Source organism: Micromonospora thermarum (genome assembly GCF_012034245.1).
Taxonomy (GTDB): domain Bacteria; phylum Actinomycetota; class Actinomycetes; order Mycobacteriales; family Micromonosporaceae; genus Micromonospora; species Micromonospora thermarum.
In genome coordinates, this window is sequence record NZ_JAATEO010000027.1 from 1 (window position 1) to 14,333 (window position 14,333).

Here is a 14,333-nt window from a genome sequence, read left to right on the forward strand (position 1 = left end):
TTAATAAGCGCGAGAGTGACCTTCTGCTGCCTCTTAGGACGAGGCATGTGGCGATGTACGGTGGTCGCGACGAGGTCGAAGGTTTCCCGCTCAAGTCGCTCGACGTCATCCTCCGGCTCATCCTTGTATGGGTATGAGCCGTCAGCCTTCCACTTTTCGATGACCTCACGTCGCCGCTCCGTCGAGCGCTCCCGGAAGTGTTCTCGGAGCTGCGAGCGAGCGGCCCCAATTAGCGCGAAGATCTCAGAGTCTTCGCTCTCCATCAGCAGGAATTGCCCCTGGTGTTCTCTCATCTCCTCCCAGAGCACGTAGGCTGTGAAGTCGAAATCAGGAGCTTGGATTCCCGCGTTGGTGATGTCTATCGTCATTCCGTCTGCATCACACAGGTGCAGCTCTCTAGGAGTCCGCATGGTCCACTCGACTACTCGGAGAACAGCGTGCATCTCCGGTCCGTCCGCGCTTGAGAACGTCAGCGGATAGCGCTCATCGCGATGGATCGAGGATTGGGGATCGATCTGTTGGCCGTTATAGATGATTTCAATGTCTGAGTAGACGGTTAGGTATGTGGCAAACTCGGCCGTGAGGCGAGCCACAGCAGCATCGCTCGCCAACTGGTCAAGCTTTTTGCTCTGCTTGCCCCAGGCTTCAAAGACACAGCCCGTATCTTCAGTGCTCTGCTCTGGCTCTGAGATATCGAAGTCGTTGGGGCTAGCCGCGCTAGCGCTGATGACGGTTCGCATTCGACCGTCGATTCCGTCCGCGACAGTAGACCACCTAATCCTTTCACCGAGAGCGAATCCCCGGAGCCGGCCCTGGCCCGCGTAGCCGTGAAGCAAGCGGCCAAGCTTGAGGGTGCGCTCGGTCCGCTTCTTCCAAGACCCTCCTACCCTGTCGAAGGCCCTATCCGCAGCCTCCGGCGTGATGCCAGTGCCGTTATCTCGGATCGTTATCTTCTCGACGGCGTCTAGAGGCGACAGGTCAAGCAAGACGTCAACCCGCGTCGCATCGGCATCGAGCGAGTTCCAAACCAGCTCTTTGATTGCACCTAGGGGATCGTGTTCCTTCGCCAGAGCTTGGACATGGTCCGGAGCTGCTTCTAGGTGAACACGCCTCATAGTTACACCCCGTCATGGCTAGCTTGCGGGCCGCAATCTTGACTTGGGTAAGAGGGTATGTCAGACACTCGACGTGTGCTGCCCCAAGGCGAGCCAGGCTGGATTCGTTTCGAGTGACTCAGCACTGTGACTCAGCACCAACTGCCGAATCTGCCTCTTAAGGATCAAGCGGCCCGCGAAGCGGGCCGCGCCACCCGGCCCCGGCCTGCTGGCGACCTCCGGCCGGCATCGGCCGGGCCGGCCGGCCTCTGGATCAGGCATAGGCCCGTAGCATCAGGTACACGACCACGCTCAGCGCCAAGAGCGCAACGACCTGGGCGACAAGCCCCAACGACAGGCACGTCGCCTTCCAGTTGTTGCCCTTACGAAGGCCGCCGATGGTCAGCACCTGCATCGTGCCGACAAAGTTGCGGGCAGCTATTTCGCTGTCGACTGCCCAGCGATCGTTAAGCAGCTTGGCAAGCGTGGCAGGCTTTGGGACCTCATAAAGCCTGTTCCAGCTAGCCAAGATGCCGGCCACGGCCGCCGCCGTGAGGGCGACGAGGGCGAACACTAAGGGGCCCGTCGCGCTCCTCGGAAACTCAAAGTCCGTACCGACGCGGAAGAACGCCACGACTGCTGTCAGGAGCGTAACGAGGCTACCTGAGGTAGTGACCAGAGCGACTCCACGGGCATCGAACGCCGTACGACGATCCCGTTCTGCCTTCAACTCGGCCTCAATGAAGGCCGCGTAGGTCTTCCCTTGGTCGCTCAACGAGTCTCTCGTTCAGGGTGTCGTTCAGGGTCGAACACCCGGTCCGGCCGGTTGTCGCCGCGAACGCCCTCCATCTCGATCCAAGACTTGTCCTCCGGCGGTGGCTCCGGCTGGCCGGCCTGGGTTGGCTGCGGCGTCTGCTCGCTCCCGCTGGCGCTAGAGTCACCGGCGTTGTCGCTGCTGGCCATACGTAAGCTCCTGACCTCGGCGTCGATGATGCAAATATCGATGGACGACCTCTGCGGAGTCAAGCGACGCGCCACCCCGCATGCCAGGACTGAGGCGGACCAAAGGTGACCGAGCCACCCCGGGTCAATACCTCGGGGCTCTGCCCCGAGGTATTGACCTCCTCGGGGATCAGCCGCCGATCTCCTCGCCGGGCACCCAGGGGCTACCAGCCTCCCCGGACGGGGAGGCTGGACGGTCTACGACTGCCCGACGGGAAGATCCTTCACCGCGCCCTACGCTTCGCCTTGTTTCTCTTCACCATCTCGCGCACCATCGCCAACGTCTCTTCTGGCAGCGCTTCACACTCGTCCGCCGTCTTGTGCTCCTCTGCCGTTTCGCGCGCCACAGCCAGCGCTCGCCGGTGCCTCAGCTGCTCCCGCGTGAGATAGATGGCCCGCCAGGTCGCTACCGCAAACAAGACCAGCAGGTACAGCAGGCAGGGCAAGAGCAGCAACTCCATAGCGTGGAGCGTAGGGCGTAGGTAGCCCGCCGCCGGTCCTACAAACAGTCTCCATGGACACCCGATGGATATCCGGACCCCCGCTGGTGGTTGCAGGCGCAGGTGCGTCTACGGCCAGGGAACACTCCGTGCGATCCCCGTGCGAAAGGGGCGAGTATCAGGGGGATTCCGAGGTCAACGAGGGTCAGACCGGACAGCCGGGATCCCAGGGCGGAAACAGAGCGCCGACCGAGCGTTTCCGCTGGTCGGCGCTGCTGTGGCCCCGGCGAAAGGCTATGTGGCCAGGGGCGGGGTCGAACCGCCGACCTTCCGCTTTTCCTCGGAGGGCTGCTGCGGTGGAAGGTCGATGCCGATTGCTCGGGCGTACTCGGCGAGGATGCCGCCGGCTTCGGCGAGCAGCCATGAGCCGTCTCGGAGCTTGACGATCCCTTGGGCGTAGTTGCCCAGTGCTCGGTTGACGAGTGGGTTGGTGGCTCCGGCGGTGACGGTACGGAACTCGGCTCGGGTGTTCTCGGCGTCCTGGATGACGACCTTGGTCAGGTCCTGCTGTTGGCTGATGGAGACGTGCAGGTCTCGTAGCGCGGCGGCGATGTCGGGCAGGGTCACGGTTGGTACCTCCGGTTGGGGTCGGCTGCGGGATCGGGGCTGACGGTGAGTCGGCGGGCGTTGATGAGCTGGGGTCGGGTGGCTCCGGGGGTTCTGCGGGGTAGGCGGCCGTAGCGGGTGAAGGTGTCGGCGGCCTGCTCGTTGGTGGGGCAGGGGCCGACGAGGTGGCAGCGCAGGCAGTAGCCGGTGGCGCTGGAGGTGACGTGCTCGTCGAGCGCTCGTTGGGCGGCGGTGAGTTGATCGGTGGCCGCTGCGGACAGGTAGACGGTGGCGGCCACGTCATGCCTCGGCCTGCGGGAGGGCGGCGACGCGGGCGAGTACTTGCCGGAAGCGGCCGGCTCGGCCGTCGGTGTTGATTTCGATGCCTTCGAGCCACACCCACTGGCCGTCGTACCAGGTGCTGAGGTCGAGGCGGACGTGGATGATCCGGAGCCGGAGCGGGCCGCAGCCGTGTTGGTAGTCGTGCTCGCGTAGGTGTATGACGTCGCCGGGTACGACGGCGACCTCGGGCGTGATCGGCAAGTAGGTCACAGCCCGCTCGTCCAGCGTGTTCGGCCCGGATGCGGGCGGGACCTGCGGCTGCCGCAGTCGGGGCAGTTCAGTGCCGACCCGCACCGTCGGCACCATCGGGACTTGACCTTGAAGAGGAACAGTCCGGCAGCGAAGCCGACCATCGCGACCGCCACCAGAACGAGGGATGGGACCACTGCGTTTGCCTCCCTGACTCGGCCCCTCGAGGGACGCAGCCCGTTTCGGGTGACGGGCTGCGTCCCGCCGAGAGGCGTCCGAGGCCGGACGGACGGCGGGCTCCTGGGAGCGCGAACCCGCCGTCAGATCGCGCGGCTTTCGCGGGCCGCACCGGCCTGAGATGCTCATGCATATAGTGCCGATGCACTAGTGATAATGCAAGGTTTGCATTCGCATATGGTTCACTTGCTCGGCCTGCCTGGAGGTTGCATCCGCATGGCGGGCACACTCTGACTACGACAGGAGCGAAGGGACATGGAGTTGTCAGCTCGGCGGCAGCCACCCACCGTGCGCCTCCGGCGGCTCGCGGCGGAGCTGCGTGGACTGCGTACCGCGGCCGGCCTCACCCGCGAAGAGGTCAGCGAGCAGACCGGCATCAACCCCGCCACGCTCTACCGGATCGAGACGGCAAGGGTTCGCCCGCAACGGCGCACGCTGATGGCGATGCTCGACAAGTACGGCGTCACCGACGAGGACAAGCGCAGTGAGCTGATTGCCCTGTCGCGCCAGGCCGCGCAGCTGGGCTGGCTACAGGCGTACGAGTCGGAGCTGCCCGAGCTGTACACCACGTACATCAGCTTCGAGGCCGAGGCCCGCTCGGTCCGCAACTACGAGTCCCTCTTCGTCCCGGGCCTCCTTCAGACCGAGAACTACGCCCACGCGGTGATCCGCGGCGTTCTGCCGTTGGCGACCGACCTTGACGTGCAGGCCCGGGTCGACGCGCGGATGCAGCGGCAGGAGTCGCTGCGCAAGACGGAGCCGCTGCGTGTCTGGGCAATCCTCGACGAGGCCGTCCTGCACCGGCAAACCGGTGGCGCGGAGGTCATGGCCGAGCAGCTGGAAGCCCTGGCGAGGGCAGCCGACCAGCCGCACGTGACCCTCCAGGTCATCCCATTCACCGCCGGGGCCCACGCCGGCATGCCGGGCTCGTTCGTTGTCATGGACTTCCCCGACCCGGCCGACCCCGCGCTGGTGTACGTCGACAGCATGGCTGGTGACCTGTTCCTCGAACGCGAGGCGGACGTGCGCCGCTACGCCACCACGTTCGAACACCTCCGCGCCACCGCGCTGGACCCCATCAACTCGATCAAGCTGATCAAGCAGCGAGCTGCCATGATCGGCCAAGAAGGAGGTACGGGATGAACCGAGTCGACCTGTCCCGCGCCCGCTGGAAGAAGAGCAGCCGATCGAGTGGGAACGGCCAGTGCGTCGAGGTCGCCGACCTCCACATAACCGTCGCGCTGCGGGACAGCAAGGACCCTTCGGGGCCGGTGCTCCTCTTCGAGCGGGACGCGTGGACGAGGTTCTTGGCGGGCGCGAAGAACGGCATCACGACGTCATAGCAAGGCATCCGGGTTGGCCGCCGGGGCAGTTGGGGACCTCTGGCTACTTGCGCCACCAGGTTGGTCGTCCGCGCATCCCATGGTGCCAGCCGTCGACCTGGAGCCGGGCCGCATCGACAGCCTGCTGGGTGCGCTCGGAGCGGTATTCGCGGTGGGGCTCGTGCGGGCTCCAGTCGCCGATGAAGGGGCGTAGGTCGTCCGGCTTGGGTTCGATGTCGAAGTCGACCTCGGGCAGGCTCTTGTCGCCTCGGGTGGGATCGAGGCGGTCCGCCGCGGCGCGGCCCCAAGCGATCCAGCGATTCCGGTTCTCCAGGTCGGTCCCGTCCTCAGCGGCGGCCTGTTCGAGGGCGTCGCAGAAGGCGCGGATCTCCGTCGCCGCGGCCCACGAGTCGTAGGCGCGGCGGAAGGCCTTCTTCCTGAGCAAGTCCACGGCCTGCGGCCGGGCCTCGTCGAGCGCGGCCCGCCAGCGACGTCGTTCCTCCTTACGCTGCCTCTCCTGCTCGGCTACGTACTCGTCGTGGGCGCGCTGGCGGGCCAGCTGAGCTTCTTGATCGGCGGCGATCCCGGCCTCGGCGTCCCGGATGATCCGGGGAAGGCGTTTTTCCAGGGTGGTGCGTTTGTCGTCAGTCCAGGTGTCGTGCTTGTCCCAGCCGTCGCGGGCGATCTCCAGGCGCAGGCGCCCGGAGGGCACCTTGTCGGTCTTCGGCAGCACCATCCACGGCTTGCGCCGCAGATCCCGCGCCTCTTGAGCGGTCGGCACGTGCGGCACCTCGTCGTACTCCTCGTACAGCTTGACCCGGCGGCGAGTCTTGTTGATCTGCAGGTAGACCGAGGGGTGCTTGGTCTTGGTGTTCACTCCGACGCGGTGGCCTCGGCGGCGAGCTTCGGCGGCCAAGGCCCGGACCAGGTCCAGGGCTCGCGGGATGGATGCCTGGGTGACCTCGAGACCGGCGGGTTCCTTCTCAAGGGCGGCGAAGACGAGGTCGGGGTCGGTGGTGACGCGACGGGTGTTGAGGCGGATCCGGTTCCAGTCCGTGTCGTTGGGCTTCTCATCGCTGGACAGGCGAATGACGAGGTCGCCGGCCGCGCGGCCGGTGTGCCTGAGGTGGAAACCGGCGGGAACGAGGTGGTGCTGCTTGGCGGCGTGGATGACTCTGCGGTAGAGGGCGCGTTCCTCGGGGTCGGGGCTCTCGATCGTCACCGTTCCGCCCTCGCGTTGCAGCCGCTCGATGAGCTGACGAGCGCTCTCCACCGTTGTCGCAGTTGGCGCCGAACCCGCGGCCGGTGTGTCGCGGGTTCGTGGCGCCGTTGCCGGCACGCGCGAGGGGGCGGCTTCGCTCGTAGCCCGCCGCTGGGGGCGCGGCCGGGGTACGCCGTCGCGGAGCCGGTCGGGATGGTCGGGGTGGACTCCGTGTTCGAGGTAGAACCGTCCGGCCTCGGTGATCTGGGCTCGCCACACTCCGCCGCGGCGGCTGACGTCGACGAGGCGACGAGTCTGCAGGGCCCGTGCCGACTGCCGCTGGTCCACTCCATCGGGCCCGCTCAGGTCGTCACCATCAGCGATTCGACGTAGGAGCAGCAGCTGATGTTCCTTGAGCGGATCCCACCTCTGCACCCCACCGACCTTCGACCTCTCCATCGCGGTTGGCAAGGAGAAACGCCTGCCAGTTCCGGTGGACGGAGCAGGAAGGACAGCGCACTCGCCGGCTCGGGACGAGACGGTGCTCGACTCCGCCCGCTCAGCCCCACCCGTCATCCGCGTTCCTTCCTTCCAAGTCCCGCCTGAACCTGCCATTACCCCTTGAGCTGCCCCCAATCGGCGGGCCGACCTTGCCCGTTGCTTCCGTCCACAGTGGGCTTCGATTCTCCGCCTCTCGCATGGATTCGCCTTGCCTGGCGTCGCCCGGCTCGGCACTGATCCACCGTCTGCCCATCACCGGGCCGCTGAATAAGTGGCCCCACCTCCAGTCTGATTTCACTCATGGAGTTCACCTTGACCACGCATCACGTCTCTTCCGTGCGAAGCGCATCGACCCTTGCGCTCGCGAACCCCGAACCTGACGGATTCGGCCTTGACCTCCAGGTAGGGGTCCCGGCGGGTCTCCCGCTTGGCGTCCCGCTTGAACAGGACCCCCAACCGGACCCTCTGATCCGGCTCACAGCCCAGGTCAGGGCCGCTGTCAGCGTCGTCTGTCGTGCTGCGACTGACCCTCCGACTGGGTCTCTCCCTATAGGGAAGGTGGTGGCTTATGCCTGATCCGTTGCTTCGGGTGCAGTCCCAGCTCACCGACCGCGATCTCGTGTTGCTCGGCTGGTTGGCCGACCACGGGGTGCTCACCTCTTTCCAGATCGCCCACGCCCTGTTCCCGTCGGTTGACTACGCGCAGGAGCGCCTGCGGGCCTTGACGCGGAAGTTGGGGGTGGTGGATCGGTTCCGGCCGCAGAAGCCCGACGGCGGTTCCTACCCCTACCACTACGTGCTGGCGCAGCTTGGCGTCGAGGTCGTCGCCGCGCAGCGGGGCGAGGACCTGCCGCGTAAGGACCAGGCCCGCCGCAGGCGTTGGCACCTGACGAGGCGGGCGAACCTGCCGCACCTGCTGGGGATCAACGGCTTCTTCACCGTCCTCGCCGGCCACGCCCGTACCCATCCGGGCAGCGAGTTGGTGCGCTGGTGGCCGCCGGCGCGCTGCCAGCAGGTGGGTGCCTTTGCCGAGCCCGACGATGACATCTCGGTCCGCGTGTATGCGCCGAGGTCGCGGCCGGACGGGCACGGCATCTGGGTCGAGGGTGACCGGAGGGTGCCGTTCTTCCTGGAGTACGACCTGGGCACCGAACGGCCGCTGTCCCGGCTGGTCGACAAGATCCACGGCTACCGGGAACTCGCCCACGTCACGGGCCGGATCTGGCCGGTGCTGTTCTGGCTGCCGTCCCCGGCGCGGGAGCGGCACCTGCACCAGGAACTCGCCGCTGCCGGGGTCCGCTACCCGGTGGCCACCGCCGTACACGCCGAGGTTACCGGCATCAATCCTGCCGAGGCGGTGTGGTGGCAGTACCGCTCCGATCGGGCGCCGGTGCGCCTGGCCGACCTCCCCGCCGCCGACAGCGGCACCCGACGGGCCGCCTGAGCGGGGTCAGTACCGACCGCCCCGGTTGCGCGGCTGTGTGCCCCACACGGGCGGGAACAGGGCCGGCTACCCATCGTGCGAGGCGGCCCGTGGTCGGGCCGGGCGGTGACGGCACCGCACCAGACGGAGCAGGTGAGGGCGCGGGCGATACCTCGCTGCCCGCCGTGACAGCAAGGCTCGGCGTCTGTCAGCCGCTCTCCGGCGCCCCTTGGTGAGTTCCCGTGAGTTGCTGACAGTTCGGATCCCTTCCTGGTGACAGCCCGCAGAGCTATCATCCGCGCCCCATCAGGTCAGGAGGCCAATGGCATTAAACAGCTTTTCCGCATTAATCGGATCGATCGCGCGATTGCGCGCAAGAGAGGAAACCGCATGAACGAAGGACTCCGACCCCAGCAGCTTCACACGCTTTTCGGAGGACCGTGGCCACCGCGCCCCATCACGACGAAAACATTGTCCGGAGCTATCCTGACGACCCGCATCCCGGTACCGCCCCAAATTGTGGCGGTGCGAAAACCACCTCGACCGGCGGAAAGGAAACGACGATCCCGATGCGTATCGCACGCGTCGACACCATTCCCATGACCGCCGAGGACCTCGACAACGCCGCCGAAGCCCTCGCCGTCCTGCTCAACCACTTCCGGCGCGAGCACCCCGACCTCGCAGCCTGAACCCCTCGCCCAACGCCGCGCGGCGGCCCACCCGCGTGGGCCGCCCCCGGCCAACCCACCCCGACCGTTATGGAGGATTCGCCTGATGACAGGCAAGCCCACCCCCACCAGCCCACCGAAGCGGCGCGGCCGGCGCGCCCCCACCCCCACCCAGCCGGACACGCCGGCCGGGCCGTGCCGGGTGTGCATCTACGTCCGCCGCTCCACCGACGACGAGCACCAACCCTTCTCCCTGCTCGCCCAACGCGCCGCCCTACAGAAGTACGTCAAGAACCACCCCGGGTGGGTCATCGTCTGCGAATTCGAAGACGACGCCTCCGGCGCCACCACCGACCGCCCCGGGCTGAAGAAAGCACTCGACGCGGCGAAAGCCGGAATGTACGACGTCCTGCTCGTCTACCGACTCGACCGATTCAGCCGCAGCGTCGCCGACCTCCTCGATCTCATCGGAACGCTCGAAGCCGCGGGCGTGCGATTCTCCTCCGCCACCGAACCCGTCGACACCGGCGGCCCCTTCGGCCGCATGATGCTGCAACTCCTCGCCGTGTTCGCCGAATTCGAACGCAACATCATCATCGACCGAGTAAAGAGTGGCATGACCGCGAAAGCCAGCAAAGGCCAATGGGCCGGCGGCACCCGCCCCTACGGCTACCTCGTCGACCCCGACACCCAGCGCCTCGTACCCCATCCCGACGAGGCGCCCGTCCTCCGCGACATCTTCCGCCTGTACACCCGCGACCGACACGGCACCCGCGCCATCGCCACCGAGTTGAACGCCCGCGGCGTGCCCAACCGCACCGGCAAGAAGTGGTCCGGACACACCATCAACCGGATCCTGGACAACCCCGCCTACGTCGGGGACATCGCCTACCGCGACATCCTCGTCCCCGACGCCCACCCGGCGCTCATCGACCGGGACACCTTCCGCCGCGCCCAGGACATCGCCAACGCCCGCGGTGACGTCCAAACCCAGCGGGCCATGTCCGACTCGGACTACTACCTCACCGGCCTCCTGACATGTCCGCAGTGCGGACAGCGCTACATCGGCACGTCCGCCAAAGGCCGCACCCGCCGCTACCGCTACTACACCTGCTTCACCCGCACCCGCTACGGCAAACACGCCACCTGCACCGCACCCAGACTCCCCGCGGACGACCTCGACCGCATGATCCTCAAGGCCCTCCACGACTTCTACACCACCGCCGAACCCGTCCTGGCCGCCATGATCGAACGCGCCCAAGCCCAACGCGACAGCACCAGCAATGACCGGCGCGCCGAACTCACCGCCATCGCCCACCAGATCACCAGCACCGAGAACGCGATCGACCGGTATCACACGGCGTTCGAAAACGGCACCATGGACGACGCCACCGCCGGCCCACGTATCCGGGAACTCCGCCAACGGCTGGCCCAACTCCAGGCCCGGCACACCGAACTCGAAACCGACCTGACCTCCCAGCCCACGCCCCCGCCGCCCGGCACCGTCGCCCGGATCCGCGACCACCTCAGCACCATCATGGCCAGCGGCAGCGCCACCGAACGCAAAGCCGCCATCGAAGCCCTCATCGCCGAAGTCCAACTCACCGACCAGGGACTCGTACCCGTGTTCAAGATCCCCAACGACACGACAATGCCCCCGCCCGAAACGGACGGGGGCAACCCGAAAGAGCCACCGGTTCGCACAATGGTGCGGTCGGTGGGGCGGGCGGGACTCGAACCCGCGACCGAGGGATTATGAGTTGAATCCCCGTCGTGATTCGGGGTTGCTGACAGCCCATAGGGGTGTCTATCTGTCCAGGCAGATGCCCCTACGGATGTCATCGGATGCCGGCCTATGATCTTCGGTCCTGGGGCATCCGGGCTCACAACGGGCCCACCAGCAACGGCAACCCTTTAGCTTGGACCGCGGCTGTCGACGGTCGGGGGCGTAGTAACCCTTACGCATCTTGTCTACGGCCATCGAAGGCTAAGCGCTAGCTCGTCACTGGTGGAAGAATGACGGTCGATGAGCCTTCGGCTCGTAGTGCAGCCGTACCGCCATACACCCTGTCCATCAATCTGATGAGGTGGCTCAGTGCCTGTTCGATTGTGGCCGGCTGCTCCCCCGGATAGTGACGGCTCATCCATGTGCTCAGAGCGACAGCCGCGAAGGTGGAGAGTTGTGCCAGGAAACCCAGCGGGTGATCTCCGATTTTGCCCGGCGCAGAACCCGCTGAAAATGATTCCGCTAGGCCTTGCATTACCGTAAATCGAGTCACGAAGCCTGGGTGCGTTCCGGCGGAATCGGATTCCACCCATTCGCCGGTGACGTGCGCTAAAGTTACGAGGGCAAGCGACGAGCCGGCGACAGCTCGGTATAGGTCAGCGAATGTTGGTTCCCGTTCTATTGCCTGCGCGACGATTAGGTACGCGAGTAGATCGGCCTGAAGCTCCTCGCGCTGAGAGTTGTTCAGTGCTGCCATAGCCGGGAATATTCCGAGCTTTTCGACTGTCTGGTCGACAATTAGTTTGGCCCGTCGCCTATCTCTTCTGCTGACTGTGTGGCCAAGGAGGTGATGCGAGGAGCTCGTGGGCTATCACGAAGGACTCCGCCGCGTCAACCATATCCTCTTGCAGGTTCTCACGCCCCACGGTTAGGCGACGCTGAACCGGGTTGCTGGTGGCTACAAGGTGTCGGTCTAGCCATGCATCACGTTCATTCTCTAACTGGTCCCAGGGCTCTAGGAAGCGCTTGTTGATTGAAGCACTCAATTCCTCCGACTTGATGGCGCCCTGCATTACGTGGAGGGAAAAATCCTTTAGGTGATGAAAGAACTCGTCATAGGCTGCGGCATAAGCGCTCAATGTGAACGAGTACTGTACGTTAATCTCTAGTATGCCCGCTTTGCGCTCGGTCCAAGCGGCTGCATTCACGTCTCCCTGAAGCACTCTGCCTGCGAACAGATTTGCAGCTAACGCGCGCCATTCGGCAGGAACGGCATCGATAAGGTCATCCAAGAGGAATGTCAAGCGGGGGCAGTTCGAGCGCTCGGGCTGCCAATCCTGGGCGCGCCGCACCAGTGCTGGATCTAGATCTGCCTCTCGTCCGGCGTGTCGAAAAAAGAACAGCCAGAAGCTTAGATCTGGGGGCATCCTGTGAACGTGGAAGAACTTTCCTCTGGAATTCTTAAGTGTGGCCATGCCGGCGTGTCTATTACTCGGCGCGCTTGGCGAAGTATGGCCTCAACATCTGGGTGGTCCATTCGGCTTGACGGACTTCGCCTCTCGGGCCGAACTCCGAGAACCATGGCTTGATGTCCAGAATGGGGGTGCCGTCCACCGCGTCTAATTCCTCGACGTAAAGGTCAAGCCCGTCAACTTTGGTCAGGCGGCATCGAGATACACCCAACCAGTTGATGCGCCGCATGTTTCGATGGCCAAAAATGCCTACCTCTGGCCACTGTGGGTTGTCTCTGGGGCGACGCGCGCCTAGGTTGAGATCAGTCGGATCGGTGAGGTGGAACCGAAAGATGACCTCAAGATGGGAGAACTCTTCTAGCCCCTTCGTGGCTTCCGGGGTGAAGCGTTCTCCATCAATTCGGATAATTGCCTGGCTTCCGCCCCAATAATCGTCGGTCGGCTCACTTCTTCCGCCTACCACGTGCGCGACGGGTTCTACTGTGAACTTGTCGGCTGCCACTCCGGCCTCCCGCTACTAGGATCAGCTGCTCATATTATGCGAAGGATGAGAGGTAATTCTTGGCCCGCGTGTCCACGTCTTGGACCGCTCGGATACTGCGGCGCTTGTAGGGGGCGAGGAGAGAGCGCATCTCGGCTGCTACCTGACGGGTGCGGCCTGACCGGACACCGTCCATCGCGTCGAGGGCGCGCGACCATGTAGCGCAAGCCTCCTCAATCTCGCCTTGCCTGGCTTGAATGGCTCCCATGTAGCCGAGGGTGACGGCATGGGTTCGAGTAAAGGATGATGCTTTGCGGGTCTTGACGCTCCGGCGGAATTGCTTCGCTGCGCCGGCCAGGTCGCCGGTGTCGCGCAGCGCACATGCTGTCTCGTGCGCCAGGCTGGCCTCTCCGAAGAAGAACACGCGACCGGGCTCATCGTCGCCATCGGAGGCGGCGGCAAGGTCGTCCTCGGCGTGCAGAAGCGCACGAGCGGCCTGTTGGGTCTCCCCGTTCACCGCGAGTGCGCGAGCGTAGACGACGCCGAGCAGTGCCCGCTCTCGTGGGGCTGCGGCCTTGTAACGCTGAGTGTCCATCGACGCTGATGCGAGATTCAAAGAGTGCTTGTGGTGTCCCAGGTCGATCGCCTGGTGAGCCATTGCGCGCAGTACGTGGCCTGCCATCGCCGGATTCTCGGCTTCGGCAGCCAACTTAACTGACACGTTGAAATAGTGCTGAGCAACGTTGTGCTCGCCGTTGTCGAAAGCCATCCAGCCGGCGAGGTAGGAAAGTTCGCTGGCGGCCGTAAACATGTCTCGCCTGAGTGCGTCGTCGGCGTAGCGTCCGCATAGGAAGCTCGCCACGTCAGAGGTGAGGTACTGCACCACCGCTAAACGAGCGTGGCCACCGCCCCGGCGTTGGTCGACTCGGGAGAACAACGACGCCATGTCGCGTACGGCGTCGACGTCGCCTCGGCCCACCATCTTGCCGCCTGCTGCGCCGCGTGCTTGGCCGCGCGCGGCCATCTGCTCCCACCAGCGTCCGCCGGGCAGAGTCAGCGCGGCGAGCGAATAGGCGGCCGTGCTGAGTACGCGTCTGCGTTCAGCGTCCACGTCGACTCTCCCGAGTTCGGTTAGCGCAGCCAGCGTATCGACCCGCCACCCGAGCATGTCTCTGGAGGACAGCGGCGGAGCTGGTAACCCGATCTCATCGAGCGTGACCACCCGGCCAAGCTTTCGTGACAGTGCCTCGCACAACAGGCCGGGTGCTCGTCCGGAGGGCTTGGAGCCGGCGACCCAGTGCGACACGTGGGAGCGGCCGACGCCGCTGAACTCCATTGCGTTCATCTCCTGCGCAACGCGGACGAACGCCCGTGCCACCTCGGCGTGTGACATGCCGGCCTCGGCTATCACGGCTGCGAGCTTGGCGTTGCCCGCTCCTATGTGCGGCACGGTTACCCCCGCCTGAAAGTCGATCTTTCACCACGTTCACCGCTTCGACGTGCGTCACAGCGTACATACCGCCCGTGGTTTGCGGTTCGCTACAGGTAGCCGGGCCGGCGACCGATGCGGCGGACGGAATCGCCTTATCTGACGCCGGTCTTGCGTACGGAGAACTGTTGACGGCTCCC

The 14,333-nt window shown here is 65.3% G+C and carries 15 protein-coding genes; 4 read left to right on the top strand and 11 right to left on the bottom strand.

The window, feature by feature from the left end; translation table 11 throughout:
* From HCJ94_RS22310 to HCJ94_RS22335, 6 genes are all read right to left on the bottom strand, one after another.
* A partial coding sequence (locus tag HCJ94_RS22310; protein WP_205801720.1) for an ATP-binding protein occupies window positions 1–1,115 on the bottom strand: 1,115 nt, incomplete at its 3' end.
* A gap of 253 nt (window positions 1,116–1,368) precedes the next feature.
* A complete protein-coding gene (locus tag HCJ94_RS22315) occupies window positions 1,369–1,869 on the bottom strand; it encodes a hypothetical protein (protein ID WP_168002996.1) in 501 nt (166 codons plus the stop codon).
* Window positions 1,870–2,320: 451 nt separating this feature from the next.
* A complete protein-coding gene (locus HCJ94_RS22320) occupies window positions 2,321–2,557 on the bottom strand; it encodes a hypothetical protein (RefSeq protein WP_168002997.1) in 237 nt (78 codons plus the stop codon).
* Between the two features lie 273 nt (window positions 2,558–2,830).
* A complete protein-coding gene (locus tag HCJ94_RS22325) occupies window positions 2,831–3,163 on the bottom strand; it encodes a hypothetical protein (RefSeq protein WP_205801721.1) in 333 nt (110 codons plus the stop codon).
* On the bottom strand, window positions 3,160–3,441 hold the full coding sequence (locus HCJ94_RS22330; protein WP_309227383.1) for a hypothetical protein: 282 nt from the start codon (window positions 3,439–3,441) through the stop codon (window positions 3,160–3,162). Before HCJ94_RS22330 ends, HCJ94_RS22325 begins: the two co-directional genes overlap by 4 nt.
* A gap of 1 nt (window position 3,442) precedes the next feature.
* Complete coding sequence (locus HCJ94_RS22335; RefSeq protein ID WP_168002998.1) at window positions 3,443–3,694, bottom strand: hypothetical protein; 252 nt, start codon at window positions 3,692–3,694, stop codon at window positions 3,443–3,445.
* 471 nt (window positions 3,695–4,165) lie between these two features.
* Here HCJ94_RS22335 and HCJ94_RS22340 point away from each other — a divergent pair, with 471 nt between their 5' ends.
* Both HCJ94_RS22340 and HCJ94_RS22345 read left to right on the top strand, forming a co-directional pair.
* Window positions 4,166–5,053, top strand: coding sequence for a helix-turn-helix domain-containing protein (locus HCJ94_RS22340; protein ID WP_168002999.1), 888 nt, complete (start codon window positions 4,166–4,168; stop codon window positions 5,051–5,053).
* Entirely contained in the window at window positions 5,050–5,253 is a 204-nt protein-coding gene (locus HCJ94_RS22345; RefSeq protein ID WP_168003000.1) for a DUF397 domain-containing protein, read from the top strand. The genes HCJ94_RS22340 and HCJ94_RS22345 overlap by 4 nt, the downstream gene beginning before the upstream one ends.
* A gap of 43 nt (window positions 5,254–5,296) precedes the next feature.
* Here the strand turns inward: HCJ94_RS22345 and HCJ94_RS22350 are convergent, their stop codons facing one another.
* Complete coding sequence (locus HCJ94_RS22350; protein ID WP_168003001.1) at window positions 5,297–6,868, bottom strand: hypothetical protein; 1,572 nt, start codon at window positions 6,866–6,868, stop codon at window positions 5,297–5,299.
* A 634-nt stretch (window positions 6,869–7,502) separates the two neighbouring features.
* Here HCJ94_RS22350 and HCJ94_RS22355 point away from each other — a divergent pair.
* Window positions 7,503–8,378: a replication-relaxation family protein gene (locus HCJ94_RS22355; RefSeq protein WP_168003002.1), complete on the top strand. Its 876-nt coding sequence runs from the start codon at window positions 7,503–7,505 to the stop codon at window positions 8,376–8,378.
* Window positions 8,379–9,227: 849 nt separating this feature from the next.
* Window positions 9,228–10,784 (top strand): recombinase family protein, encoded by a 1,557-nt coding sequence (locus HCJ94_RS22365; RefSeq protein WP_309227384.1) that lies wholly within the window; start codon window positions 9,228–9,230, stop codon window positions 10,782–10,784.
* Between the two features lie 235 nt (window positions 10,785–11,019).
* Here HCJ94_RS22365 and HCJ94_RS22370 read toward each other — a convergent pair whose 3' ends face one another.
* Genes HCJ94_RS22370 through HCJ94_RS22385 form a run of 4 tightly spaced genes read right to left on the bottom strand, consistent with a single transcriptional unit; the run spans window position 11,020 to window position 14,115 of the window.
* The gene (locus HCJ94_RS22370) at window positions 11,020–11,508 is read right to left on the bottom strand and encodes a hypothetical protein (RefSeq protein ID WP_168003005.1); all 489 of its coding nucleotides are present in this window, start codon (window positions 11,506–11,508) and stop codon (window positions 11,020–11,022) included.
* A 58-nt stretch (window positions 11,509–11,566) separates the two neighbouring features.
* On the bottom strand, window positions 11,567–12,226 hold the full coding sequence (locus HCJ94_RS22375; protein ID WP_168003006.1) for a hypothetical protein: 660 nt from the start codon (window positions 12,224–12,226) through the stop codon (window positions 11,567–11,569).
* Between the two features lie 13 nt (window positions 12,227–12,239).
* On the bottom strand, window positions 12,240–12,725 hold the full coding sequence (locus tag HCJ94_RS22380; RefSeq protein ID WP_168003007.1) for an SAM-dependent methyltransferase: 486 nt from the start codon (window positions 12,723–12,725) through the stop codon (window positions 12,240–12,242).
* Window positions 12,726–12,759: 34 nt separating this feature from the next.
* Window positions 12,760–14,115: an NsdA family TPR-like regulatory protein gene (locus tag HCJ94_RS22385; protein WP_309227385.1), complete on the bottom strand. Its 1,356-nt coding sequence runs from the start codon at window positions 14,113–14,115 to the stop codon at window positions 12,760–12,762.
* Window positions 14,116–14,333 lie beyond the last annotated feature (218 nt).

What these genes read in the sequence shown, in the direction of transcription:
- HCJ94_RS22320 (WP_168002997.1), bottom strand. Translation starts at nt 2,557, where the DNA reads ATGGAGTTGCTGCTCTTGCCCTGCCTGCTGTACCTGCTGGTCTTGTTT.
- HCJ94_RS22340 (WP_168002999.1), top strand. Translation starts at nt 4,166, where the DNA reads ATGGAGTTGTCAGCTCGGCGGCAGCCACCCACCGTGCGCCTCCGGCGG.
- HCJ94_RS22345 (WP_168003000.1), top strand. Translation starts at nt 5,050, where the DNA reads ATGAACCGAGTCGACCTGTCCCGCGCCCGCTGGAAGAAGAGCAGCCGA.
- HCJ94_RS22355 (WP_168003002.1), top strand. Translation starts at nt 7,503, where the DNA reads ATGCCTGATCCGTTGCTTCGGGTGCAGTCCCAGCTCACCGACCGCGAT.
- HCJ94_RS22370 (WP_168003005.1), bottom strand. Translation starts at nt 11,508, where the DNA reads ATGGCAGCACTGAACAACTCTCAGCGCGAGGAGCTTCAGGCCGATCTA.
- HCJ94_RS22375 (WP_168003006.1), bottom strand. Translation starts at nt 12,226, where the DNA reads ATGGCCACACTTAAGAATTCCAGAGGAAAGTTCTTCCACGTTCACAGG.